Origin of the sequence: Caballeronia sp. SBC1 (assembly GCF_011493005.1) — a bacterium.
Taxonomy (GTDB): domain Bacteria; phylum Pseudomonadota; class Gammaproteobacteria; order Burkholderiales; family Burkholderiaceae; genus Caballeronia.
In genome coordinates, this window is sequence record NZ_CP049159.1 from 256,513 (window position 1) to 268,830 (window position 12,318).

Genomic DNA, 12,318 nt, shown 5'->3' on the forward strand with positions numbered 1-12,318 from the left:
GCTGTGAGCAACATCCAATACGGCGTTATGCTAGGCTTTCTAACGGTATCAAATTCGAGGCGACTGCTTGTTCGCCAACCGTTGGATTCCGGTGTGCGCCTCGTGTGCCGCGTTCTGGAACATTTGAGAAACGGCCTGGAGATCCCTGCGCTTGGCCGTGGCTAAAGACGGGCCGTACGCTGTGTCTCATCGAATGAATCTCACCAACTTCAACGTCCTCCGGAACCTTCACGGAACCAGGAGCGAGGCGACCGCGGCGTATGGACACAGCACAGTTCCGTATTTCGTCCGCGCATGCGCGTTAGCCCGACTCTTTGGAACCGAGCACATACCCAACCCCGCGCACAGTCCGAATGAGCTTCAAGGTGAAGTCATCGTCGACCTTCGCGCGCAGCCGACGGATCGCAATCTCTACGACATTGGTGTAGCTGTCGAAATTCATGTCCCATACATACGAGGCGATCTGGGTGCAGCTCAGCACCTCTCCCTGCCTACTGGCGAGCAACTTTAAGAGAGCAAATTCGCGCGGCGTGAGATCGATGTGCATGCCGCCACGCGTGATCTGGCGTCGGATAACATCGATCTCGAGATCGGCGACCTTGATCAGGTCGCTCTCACGCGGCGGGTCGCGCCGGCCAAGTGCGTGCACCCGCGCCAGCAGCTCGACAAATGCGAAAGGCTTGACGAGACAATCCTGCCCATCGAGTTCCGGCCCTCGCACGCGATCGATAGCATCGCCGCTCGCCGTGAGAAAGATTACTGGGGTAGCCTTGCTGACGCGCAAATTCTTGAGTACGGTTCGGCCGTCCATCGTTGGCAGCATCACGTCGAGCAAAATCACGTCGTAATTCTCTTTTAGGGCCAAAGCCAGACCATCTGCACCGTCGTTCGCGACATCGGCCAGGTCACCCGATTCTTCGAGCCCCTTCTTCAGAAAGGCGCTCATCTTTACTTCGTCTTCGATAATCAAAATTTTCAAGACTTGCCCCGCGATGCCGGCGCGTCCGCCTCTGCATCGTATCTAAATGCACGAACAGCGCCCGAAACGCCAAAAGAAGAATCAATCCTCGTCGGTTGAATCAGACGTCTTAGCCTTGTTGGATCCCGCGCTGCACCATACCGCCCCTTCGTCGAAATGCGCATCGTGCCCGTTGCCTGCACGGATCAGGCGCCTTGCTGTGAGCGCGAGCGCGAAATGGCGAGCATCTTGCTATGTCCCTGCACACCTGCTCCGTAGAAACGAGGCGTCACTTTCAATGACCATCAGTAGGAATCGTGGTGGTGTTTATCTCGCTGCTCATCCGCGTGCAAAAAAGTTCGGGATGACGATGCACAGTATGATGAAACGCATTTATTGGCCAGCCCCGCTGCCTCTTCTCAGGCAACTAGGCTCAGACCTAACAATCTTTATCTCAATTATATGTCATAATGTGACATATAAAAAACGAAATCGACGCAGTAATTGGTGGAGCTGTCCAGCATTGCACCAGCACCGTAGGTGCCGCAAATTGCGCTGCCAGCGCACCGCTACGCTGCGGGCGGGGCATGGGAACTCAATCGGTTGGTTTGGTTGCCCGCAACTTTACGCGGCTGCGCCTATCCCTTGAGAACAGCGAAGCGTGCGAGGATGTCCTAAAATGGCTCGGTGCCGATACGCCCCCACTGCCTCTCAATGCAATACGAGGAGGACCTTGTGACGATTCATCATAGTGAGGTGCATTGCGGCTACGCGATCTTCGTCAGCGAAGTCGCTCCTCGAACGTTCGAGGTCACGATTCAAAACCTGAGAGGGCACGGACCGGCGACCGACGCGCTGCGACACCGAGTGGACTCAAGCGTCAATTTGCGTTTTGAATCGCTCGAAGGCGCACTTACTGGGATATCCCAGATCCGTCAAGCACTCGACGTGTTGCTCGCGTACAGGCACTCGGAATAGATGTTCGGGCTAGCGCCTAGCCGGGACGTAAGGTCGAGGCGAGCGCGAATCGCTTCTCGACGCCCATGGACATCAATGCGATTGATCGTGCTTGACCGTCAAACGGCCAGATACCGCTGAAGACGGCATTGGGTACCTTCTGCGATTTGCGGCCATGACACAGACAGAAAATCCAATTCAGTGCTGCATGCGCCTTTCACGCGATGGCTCCACGGCAAAGCTTTTCAACAACTGCAAAAGATGCAGCAGCTATTGAAGTCCGCTAGCTCTTCTATTAGTTTCATGAGATACGCTACTTACGTCCGTAATCGTCCGTACGCCGAATGCGACCTGCACACGAAGCATGCACACTGGGCATTTTGGCTCCAAAGCGTCAGGTTTCCCGATAGACCGGAGATGCAAACGAAAAGTCGCGTCGAGGGATGCAGCTGCGGCTCAGACGTCTGGTTGTAGTGTCTTACCTTCGTCTTCGGTTATTTCCCGTTCAATCATTTGACGAGCTTGATGGCAGTACTCGTCGGCGCACCCCTCCAATGCACCATCTCGCTGCCATAGCTGGAATGCCCGATCGCGAATGCGTTTTTCGGTCGTTTGCGGTTCCATTTGATCTCCGGACCGACCGCTGATTCCCACGTCGGGTTCCCCAAAAATCGTCTTTTTCTGCAGGGACCCGGCTCAACTGCGTCTTGCGCGCTTACAGCTGTGAACGATCAAGGTCGGCGATAGCGTAGGGACATGCCCGGATTTCCCTGACACACCTATCTTTTCGATATGGCAGCAATCTCCATCCGTGACTGTCGATCCTGTCCTCAGGACTGCTGGGTGTATACCGAGCTATCGATGCCGACGATGATGGAGCGCTCCGGGCACTTTCTTCCCCATTTGGTTGTACCTGCCGTCTTTCCTCGGTGTGCATCAATGTCAGCGAGCTCGTGTGCGGAAGTGGAGTTTCGTTGTCGCAGCGGGCATACGAAACTTAGCGAAACGGCACGTCGTCTAATGCGTTTCTGATATCGTGCTCAGAAAGCGCGCGGCATCCTTTAAAGCACGCCAGCGGCGTGGAACATCTCATCAATTGCGAATATCGAACTTGAATTCCCCCAACAACGATTCCCGCAGGCAAACGAAAGCTGGACTGCCCCGATCGCGCGGACGCGGCAAATCCACCGGAACGATCTTGAGTGATGTATCCCCAGCAGCGCCTGTCATCACCACGACCTTATCCGCCAGATAGACTGCTTCTTCGATATCGTGCGTCACCATCACCATGGTGACCTGTTCTTCCAGCCAGATGCGCTCCAGCTCATGCTGCATTGACATTTTCTTCATCGCGTCCAACGCGCCGAGCGGTTCGTCGAGCAGCAGGATGGCAGGCTTGATAGCCAGCGCTCGCGCGATGCCCACACGCTGTGCCATGCCGCCGGATAACTGGCTAGGGTAGGCGCTGCGGAAATTCTCGAGTCCCACAAGGTGCAGATATTCGCCGATCCTCTGGCGAAGGCCTTCACCGGAATACCTCTGCAGTTCGAGCCCGAAAGCGATATTCGCTTCGACCGTCAACCATGGCAGCAGGCGTGGCTCCTGAAAGACCATGGCCCGCTCGCTGCTGACACCGGTCACGATTTCGCCGTCCACTTTCACCGTCCCGCGATCGCCCTTTTCCAGTCCGGCGAGGATTCGCAACAGGGTTGTCTTGCCCGAACCGCTAGCGCCCACAATGACAATGAATTCGCCAGCCGCAATATCGAGATCGATGTCCTTCAGCACAGTCACGACGGATCCACTAATCCTGAACGACTTGCTCAGACGGTTGATCTGCAGCTTGTGCTGCGAGCTTCCAATCGGCGCCATATCGGCACTCTCCTATTGCGACGCGTAACTGTTGTATCGGTTCGTCTGCACGGTATTGACCGACAGTTGTCCCTTGCGCAAGGTCCCTTCCCGCTCAAAAACGTCAAGCCAGAACTGCGCATCGTGATCGGTGAAGAGCGCATTCTGTCTGAGTCCGAAACCCGGCCAATAGCTAGCCAGCACTGGATTTTCGCCACGTTCCGCAAGCAGCTGCGCGATCAGTTTCCTGGCGTCGTCCGGATGCTCGGCGGCCCAGTCCGCCGCTCTCGCTGAATCACTCACGAACGCGCGGGCCGCCGCCGGGTGGGCTTCGAGAAACGTTCTACGCATGACGTCGTATCCCAATGTGATGTTGCCCAGTACCTGATAGTCGTCGAACAGCACGCGCACTCCGCCATCGGCCTCAAGCTTGCCTGCGAAGACTGCCTGCCACTCTCCGATAGCCACGACGTCAACCTGCCCGGATCTAAGCGTCTGTTCCAGCTGCGGCCCGGGAACCACGATGAGCCTCACCGCATTCTGCGGAATCTTGTGAATCCGCAGATACTCGCGCATCGTATAGTCAAGATGGGCTCCCAGCGTATTCACGGCGATGGTTTTGCCAATCAAGTCGCTCGGCTTGGTAATCGGGCTTTTCGCCAGCACGTAGAAATTGCTCTTGGCCGTCTTGCTGACGCCGAAACCCGGCTTGACGGCGATCACGTCGCTGCCGTTGGATATCGCGTTGATCACCGCCGCAGTCGCGGCACCCGCCACGTCGACCGAGCCCGACGCTATCGCGAAAAGACTCTCGGGGCCGCCTTGCGAAAAGCCCTTCGATTCCAACACGACGCCGTCTGCCTGCAACCATCCCTTCGCCGCAGCAATCTCGCTGGCATTGATCGAACCGGTGTTGCTCAGATAACGGATCACGGTGACGTTCGGGCTACCTACTGCAGACGTTGACTGCTGCGCCGATGCTACGGCATGAGCACCAACGAAGATGATTAAGCCTGTCGCCAATAATCCTGTCTTACTCAAAACCAGATTTTTGAACCTATGGACCATCGGTCTACCACTCCAGTATTTTTGCGCGAACGAAATTAGAGAAGCGTTACGAGAAAACAGTGCGGCAGCTGGAGCCGGATTCATCCGATATCCCTTGCGTCGACCCATTTGCAAATTCTTCTTTGCAGGAAGATTAACGAGTAGTTGCTGAGCAAACCGAGGCCCGCCAGCAGGACGATCGCGCCAAACATGAGCGGGATCTGAAAGTTGTATTGGGCCTGCATGACTTTGAAACCGAGCCCCTGATTGGCCCCGATCATTTCCGACGCCACGAGCATCAGCAGAGCCATCCCGGCGCTCAGCCGCAGCCCGACGAAGATCGATGGAATCGCGCCCGGCAGCGTCACGCGGCGGAAGATCTGCAGCTTCGATGCACCAAACATGCGCGCCATCTCGATCAGACGCCGATCGACTTGCTTGACGCCGGACATCGTATTCATTAGCAGCGGAAACACCGTTGCCCAGAAAATTACGAACACCTTCGACGTTTCGCCGAGACCCATCAGCAGAATGAAAATCGGGTAGACGGCGAGCGCGGACGTTTGACGAAACATCTGCAAGATCGGGTCGATCGCGTTCTCAAGCCGCGTGAACGTACCCATTACCAGACCGAGCGGGATAGACACGACGACCGCTGCGGCGAATGCGATGCCAGCCCGCTGCAGGCTGATGAGCAGGTCGCCCAGCAGCGTGCCATTGACTAGCGCGACAAACAGTGCGCGCACGACGGCGTCGACCGGCGGAATCACCGCGGGATTGAGCCAGCCGCGAGAGCTAGCAACCTGCCATAGCGCGAAAAACAGAATCAACGCGCCGTATCGATTAAGAAAGGCCCAAGCCCTCAAATTTCGGGCCTTTTCAATTCCAGAATCAAACGCATTGAGAGCTGGCCTCACACCAAAATTGCCTGCTTGCTCCAGCTGTCTTTCGGCCATGCGATCCTCCATATGATTTAATCACATCGATACGCGAATCCGCCATCCAACAAGTTCGTATCGAGCAATCCACACGCAGCTATTGCCAGCCGGACGTACTCAGGATTGAAAGCGCCGCCCTTAGAAGACTTTCGCTAGCTGCACGAAGCACAGTGACTGTACCGAACAACCATCACGCTGTGATAGATTGAATTCTTGATAGAACAGGCTTAAAAGTGCTTAGTGCGATACAGCCTAAATGGTTGGACTAATGCGGCCGTGTAAGAAATGGATTGCAGAACCTCCGGCACAAGAGAACCTCTTCGGTCGGGGCTGTCGGATACGGCGGCCGGGGAAATCGGCGAGGTAAGCTTCACCTCGTTTGTACCGGGCGCGGCTGCGACCAGTTGCACAACGGGCGATCTCGCCTGGGATGCAACGCCCGATACCGGATTTCAGATGCATCGAACATCGTTTAGGCTTGGGTGCGTAGCGTCCGCTTTTGCTTTGCGTCGGTGTGGTCGGCCGAATGCGTCGATCAACACATCCGCGGCTAGCATGAGCTGCTGTTCGATAGTGCTCATAGGCGAGTTCTGAGAGAAATTTTGAAAAAAACGGCGAACAACGCCGGCGTCTGGTTTGCGCTCGCTGAAAGCGCACATGCTCGTCAGTCGCGGCAGAGAACGCCAGGCAGCACACACAACATTTCAAACGCGAGGTTTGCCGCCACCAGCGCGGTCGTACCTTGGGGATCGTAGGGTGGCGACACTTCGACGAGATCAGTGCCCACCAGTTGCACTCCGCGCAGTCCGCGGATTATTTCGAGTCCCTGCTGTACAGTGAGGCCACCGATCTCAGGCGTCGTACGTAACCGCGGTGAACGGTATAAGTCGATCGGCTTGTTTTCCGCGAAGAAACTACGCTTGCCGGACGGAGTAAATGCCCATTCCGCACCGACTTCGTCACCATCTGCGAGGCGGCCTGCCCGCACTTACGCTTCCATTAATTGCCTGCGTGAATTGACGCCGGAAAACTTCGGTTCCTTCTTCGCCGTGGAGGGAGTGAATCCGCCATACCCGCAAGACGTCAGGGCATTTTTAACCTTTGTCCGAACTGCCCGACTTCAGTTTGTGCCGGGACATCGAACGATGGCCTGGCTTACGGCTGAGCTGCTACGTCCGCCTGGAATCGCCCCGGCGAATACGTTGATATATGTCATAATCACATATTTTTTACAATGCGTTTGGCAGGAGACGCTGCCTCGCAGTGAGAATGGGTGGGGACCTCCGATGTAAGGTCGCCCGCTCACAATATCTTCCAAGCTTATGGTCCGATCCGCTCTCGCACGCTGGCTTCTCAGCTTCTCCCCTTCACCCGTCGGACTTGGTTGGCCCGAACGATTCAGGTCCTGTCTCGGCGCCCTGCTCGGCATATCCTTCACCGCAGGGGTGATGCATGTAGTCCTGGGCGACAACGCGCTCATCCCCCTGCTGGTCGCACCGATGGGGGCCTCCGCAGTGCTGCTGTTTGCTGTTCCCGCGAGCCCTCTCGCACAACCCTGGTCGATCATCGGCGGGAATATAGTTTCCGCGGTTATCGGCGTGGCGTGTGCCACCTGGATCACGAACCCGATCGACGCCGCGCCGATTGCAGTGGCAATGTCGATTGGTGCGATGTTCGCGTTCAGGTGCGTGCATCCTCCCTCGGGTGCGGTCGCGCTCACGGCCGTGCTCGGTGGGCCGGCCGTGCATGCCCTCGGATTCGGATTCGTCTTTGCGCCAATAGCGGCGCAGTCGTTTGCGCTGTTGGCGGTCGCGATCGTGTTCCACGCGTCGACGGGGCATCGCTATCCTCATGCGGCGCGCTCCGCCAGGGAAACCGGCGTCCGTGCGCCAGCGGCCAGCCCAGGATTCACACGGGCAGACCTCGAGGCAGTGCTGGGCCGTCGCAACGAGTTGCTGGACATCGACCCGGGAGATCTCGAATCGCTGCTGCTGGAAATACAGTTGCAATCGTACGTGCGCGGCTTCAGTGGACTGAGCTGCGCGGACATCATGTCCAGCCCCGTCGTTTCGGTCACATCCGGCACGGCGATTGCCACCGCCGCCGCCATGCTCAAGCGTCATGGCATCAAGGCGCTTCCTGTCATTGACGACCGCGCGTTCGTGGTCGGCATCATTACTGCGGCCGACGTCGCAAGAAATATGGCAGCCGGAAAGCTTCGGGTGCTGGCGACATTCATTGAGCGATGGTTCGCCACCCCCGGTTCAGCGCTGACGGTGGCGTCCATCATGACGACCGACGTGTCCACAGTCAGCGTCATTACTTCCATTGCGAAGCTCGTGCCGATATTCGCCGCTTATGGCCATCACCATATTCCGGTGCTCGATACGCAGGAGAAACTCGCCGGCATGATCACCCAGGCAGACCTGATACTGGGCCTTTACCGACAAACACACGCCTAGCCGGGGCGAGATCGCGAAGGTGGCACTTTGGAACGCGCCGAGGAGCGGGGTATCTTCGACACAGCCACCGGCACGTCTTCAGCTATCCGACCTGACCGCGCAGGTGGGCCAATTTCGACGCCGCGGCCTTGACTGACTTACCGGTAATTTCGTCATGGCTGTCAGCGCTCAGTCCGGCAAATCGGCCATTGGCCTGCGCCTGCTGCAGCACGTCCTGCGGAATCAGCGACGCAAGCGCGAACGTCACGCCAGCCCCTGAGGCCATCAGCGCGATTGCGCCGACTATCCATAGTGCGATGCCCATTTTCGACTCCTTCGCTTGATCGTTCGTTATTGGATTCTTCAACATCACTCGCCGTCCCGTCGAGCCTGAAGACTCGCATGGTCGACATCCTCTGCGACAGTCAGATGTGGCCGCCGGAAATGTCAGGCGTCCACAGCCGGGACATAAATAAGTGAACAAGTGAAGTCGATTTCATTTAAGCATCGGTATCACATAGCAACAAGTTAAATATATTGCTGTTTATGTGCAATAATTTTGAATATAAAAGCGATTCAAGCGATGCAACCAGGTGGGTTGCTGATGGTTGCAGTTGATCCCCGGTGCAAGACTGCTGCACCTTCAAATCAAACTATTTGCATGCAGGCCCCATGGACGTCGAACTCGCACGCACGTTTCTCCAGGTGGTCAGGTCGGGAAGCCTGGTCTCGGCAGCCGCGCAACTGCACGTCACCCAGACCGCGGTAACCGCACGAATCAAGAACCTCGAGGCGCAACTGAAATGTCGCCTGTTCGAGCGCAACAAAGCGGGCGCGCGGCTCACTACAGATGGCGAAAAATTCCTCGGCTACGCCAGCCAGCTCGTCCAGACCTGGGAGGCGGCGTGCCGCGATCTACCATTGCCAAGCGGCTATGACGACATGTTTACGTTCGGTGCGGACGCGAGTCTCGCGAATCCACTCGTCCTGCATTGGGCCGCCAGGTTGCGCCAGGAGCTCGCTACCTATGCGGTGCGCGCGGAGTTGGGAGACGGTGCTGTGCTCCAGCAAAAGGTGCGCGGCGGAGTGCTCGATGCGGCACTCGTATACGGACCAGAGTATGTCGCGGGCATTCAGGTCGAGGAGATAGTGGAGGAAAAGCTGGTGCTGATCCGGACGTCACAAAAACCGGGACCGTATGTCTATGTAGACTGGGGCCCCGAATACAGACGACAGCACGACATATCGCTGCCCGAGTACGCGAAGTCGTCGCTGTATTTCAACCTCGGCCCGCTGGCTCTGCAATACATCCTTCAGTTCGGAGGTTCGGGCTATTTCAGAACACGAGTCGTCAAGTCTTACCTCGATCATGGCGTCCTCGAACGAGTCGTCGAAGCACCCGAATTCTCATATCCCGTGTACGTCGTCTATCCGCGATCGTCGAGCAGAACCGGCTTGCAAGCGGCGCTGAACATCTTGCGGCAAGTTGTGAAGGAGGACGCCGACTGGTCGCAGCGATGGGACTTTCTCGTCTAGGGTTATACCGGGCTCGCGCGCTCATGACCGGTCGTCTGCACTCCCCGTTTCGAACCAGCCATGGCAGCTTGTATTGTTACTATCGCGGGCGTGCATGGCCCTGTGCGCCGCGTGTGCTGTCCCCAATCAGCCCAAGCGCGCGTCACGCCAAGCTCCCCGTTCCTGCGCATGCAGGACTCTCTCATATCTATCACCATATAATAGAATTTCAATCTAGGTTCCTGACTGGACTTTTTCCCCATGAAAGAAGCTTTTCGCACACTAAGCAAAGAGAACTTCGAACAGCTGTCCGAGTTTCGCTACCAGATGCGGCGATTCGAGCGGTTCTCCGAGCAAGCAGCTCAGGACGAAGGCATTACGCCGCTGCAGTATTTGTTGTTGTTGCATATCAAGGGTTATCCGGACCGCGATTGGGCAACTGTGGGCGAACTGGCTGAGCGGCTTCAGGCGCATCACCACGGCGTCGTTGCGCTCGTGTCGCGGTGCGAAGCGCTGGACCTGGTCAAGAGAAAGCCTAGCGAAATTGATCGCCGCCAGGTCGAGGTTCATTTGCTGAAACCCGGAGAAAAAATCCTCTCGCGGCTAGCCGAATTGCATCGGGCAGAACTGAAGTCGCTCGCGGGCACCTTCCGCGTTCCGCAGGTCGATCTTTAGATCGGTGCATGCCGACACTGCCCACCTTTGCTGGCGTTTCAGCAAAGTCACGCCGTTCCGGCAGCCGATGCAACAAACAAATCTGAATTGATCAGGAGTTAATGTGCACGAAAACGCTTCACGAGGTGCTTTTGCAGCGAATGCTCATCTGCCGCGCATCAAGGCGATTGCGATAGTGATCGGCGCGTTGAGCACGGTCACGGCCTATGTCCTGCTCCACCTGATCAATTTTTTCACCAACTTTTTTTCTTCCAGTCCCTGTCGTTCGCGAATCACTCGCCTGCGGGAAATACCCTCGGTCTTTGGGTGATCGTGATTCCCGTGATCGGTGGGCCTGGTAATCGGACTGATCGCGCGCTATGGCCAGCGAATCCATCCGCGGGAGCCCGACTGTGCTCGCATACATGGGCCTGCGGACTAAGCCTGGTTTAAGTAACAGAATCTATTCTGAACGTGAGGGGCACGCGCGCTCCGCGTCGCGAGCCCCTCCTGGGCCGGCATCTTTCGTTGGCGGCCCGCGGATGGTCCAACCTCGGATAGCGAAGTGGCCAGTGGGACCTCCACCACTTGGCTATGCAGACCATCTGCTTTGGGCCCGACAGAAACGCCGGGCCCTTTTTACAATGTCGTGGGCGCACAAGCTGAGCTGCCGCGTTCCACTTCCGTTAGGTGAATCCAACCCTTTGGTTGGGTGATCGTTCTGTTGCGCACATTTAAACGGGCTCTTTAAATCAGACCCGCTGCCGGGTGCCGCGCCGCTTGGCGGCCTTGCCTTCCGAGCATGCTCGATGCATGCGGTTTAACGGAATCGAAGAACCGAAACAAGGTGAGTTTTTGTTATTTACATCATGTTATGATATACATAACATCGTGTCTATCCTGAAGCGTCGAGTCACGTTTCGCTTCTCATAGATGGATGATCGGACCACGGATTCTGGACAGACGGTTTCGGTTCCCGACCGCCCCGGTTCGTCGTCGTGACGTGCCTGCGCGAGAGCATCCGACGCAACGTGGCACGAGGTGGTAACGAAAACAGGAGGATAAATATCATGCTAATCACATTTCAATCGAATGCCACACCCAATGTCTTGATGCTCAAGGATCTCGCAAGCTATCTGCTGGCAATTGTAGGCAAGCGGCTAAATACCCGTGGCGTCATCACCCATGGCGAATTGCCGCACGTCATCAATCGCCTTGAGACCGCGATCTCGGAGGACGAAAAAGCGGCAGTTGAACACGATGAGCTCCACCGTTCGGTGCACAGCGGTCATCACGAACATCCTGCAGGACTATCTCAACGGGCCTATCCTTTTCTCGACATGCTGCGTGAAGCAAATAAGCAAAATGCCGACATCATTTGGGGCCTCTGACGAGAACTTTGATTTTCAGCACCGCCGATCACGGAGAACCAAGCTATCGCTCGGCGCTACCAGTCATTGTCTCAATCTGCTCAATTCGTCGACGTGAAGGACATCTCAAGAAAAAGCGAGGATCTAGCCGGCTATGCGCCTTCGGTCCGAGCAGCCTACGAGCGGTTCTGATGCTTGGGCTGCGCTCCATTAACGGCTGATCGACGTCATTCTGCATCGGAAGGGCGCGAAAACGATGCGACCCACGTCGTGACATTGCACCAGTGATGAAGGCTCGCCAGGGACTTTCGCGTTGCTGACGCTTTCGAAGAGGCTTGAGATGAACCAATCGGCAGCATTGCGTTTGTTCGCAACCACGTTGGCCATCCTTGGGCTAAGCGGACCGGGACGGGGTGCGGCGAATGAGATAGTGTCAATCCGTGACTGTGCGGCAATTTCGTGTGCAGACTGCGGTGCCGGGTGCAGTGGTCCGATGCCGAGCAGGCGCGTACCTCGCGCAGTCAGGCAGACTGCGCCCTACGCAGGTGGCGCTTCGGCAACGCTTATCGGACCATACGGCAGCCTCC

10 protein-coding genes and 2 pseudogenes are annotated in these 12,318 nt (G+C 56.9%); 5 read left to right on the forward strand and 7 right to left on the reverse strand.

Going from position 1 to position 12,318, the window contains the following annotated elements; all coding sequences use genetic code 11:
• Nucleotides 1–301: 301 nt before the first annotated feature.
• The 6 genes and pseudogenes from SBC1_RS36185 to SBC1_RS36210 all read right to left on the reverse strand — a co-directional run.
• Nucleotides 302–979, reverse strand: coding sequence for a heavy metal response regulator transcription factor (locus tag SBC1_RS36185; RefSeq protein WP_165105253.1), 678 nt, complete (start codon nt 977–979; stop codon nt 302–304).
• 1,392 nt (nt 980–2,371) lie between these two features.
• Complete coding sequence (locus SBC1_RS36190) at nt 2,372–2,539, reverse strand: DUF2934 domain-containing protein (protein ID WP_165105247.1); 168 nt, start codon at nt 2,537–2,539, stop codon at nt 2,372–2,374.
• A 468-nt stretch (nt 2,540–3,007) separates the two neighbouring features.
• Nucleotides 3,008–3,787, reverse strand: coding sequence for an ABC transporter ATP-binding protein (locus SBC1_RS36195; protein WP_165105244.1), 780 nt, complete (start codon nt 3,785–3,787; stop codon nt 3,008–3,010).
• A 12-nt stretch (nt 3,788–3,799) separates the two neighbouring features.
• Entirely contained in the window at nt 3,800–4,834 is a 1,035-nt protein-coding gene (locus SBC1_RS36200) for an ABC transporter substrate-binding protein (protein WP_165105242.1), read from the reverse strand.
• Between the two features lie 80 nt (nt 4,835–4,914).
• A complete protein-coding gene (locus SBC1_RS36205) occupies nt 4,915–5,769 on the reverse strand; it encodes an ABC transporter permease (protein WP_165105240.1) in 855 nt (284 codons plus the stop codon).
• Between the two features lie 646 nt (nt 5,770–6,415).
• Nucleotides 6,416–6,610: pseudogene (locus SBC1_RS36210) on the reverse strand (arginase family protein); the annotation flags it as partial.
• Between the two features lie 463 nt (nt 6,611–7,073).
• Between SBC1_RS36210 and SBC1_RS36215 the strand changes: the two are divergent.
• Nucleotides 7,074–8,213, forward strand: coding sequence for an HPP family protein (locus tag SBC1_RS36215; protein WP_165105237.1), 1,140 nt, complete (start codon nt 7,074–7,076; stop codon nt 8,211–8,213).
• 82 nt (nt 8,214–8,295) lie between these two features.
• On the opposite strand, the gene SBC1_RS36220 is transcribed toward SBC1_RS36215, so the two are convergent.
• Nucleotides 8,296–8,517: a hypothetical protein gene (locus SBC1_RS36220; RefSeq protein ID WP_165105235.1), complete on the reverse strand. Its 222-nt coding sequence runs from the start codon at nt 8,515–8,517 to the stop codon at nt 8,296–8,298.
• Nucleotides 8,518–8,864: 347 nt separating this feature from the next.
• On the opposite strand from SBC1_RS36220, the gene SBC1_RS36225 reads away from it, so the two are divergent.
• From SBC1_RS36225 to SBC1_RS36240, 4 genes and pseudogenes are all read left to right on the forward strand, one after another.
• Nucleotides 8,865–9,728, forward strand: coding sequence for a LysR family transcriptional regulator (locus tag SBC1_RS36225; protein WP_165105233.1), 864 nt, complete (start codon nt 8,865–8,867; stop codon nt 9,726–9,728).
• A 240-nt stretch (nt 9,729–9,968) separates the two neighbouring features.
• A complete protein-coding gene (locus SBC1_RS36230; protein ID WP_165989185.1) occupies nt 9,969–10,382 on the forward strand; it encodes a MarR family winged helix-turn-helix transcriptional regulator in 414 nt (137 codons plus the stop codon).
• Between the two features lie 103 nt (nt 10,383–10,485).
• Nucleotides 10,486–10,746 (forward strand): annotated as a pseudogene (locus SBC1_RS36235) (chloride channel protein); the annotation flags it as partial.
• A 685-nt stretch (nt 10,747–11,431) separates the two neighbouring features.
• Entirely contained in the window at nt 11,432–11,752 is a 321-nt protein-coding gene (locus SBC1_RS36240; RefSeq protein WP_165105231.1) for a DUF1840 domain-containing protein, read from the forward strand.
• The last annotated feature ends 566 nt before the right edge of the window (nt 11,753–12,318 follow it).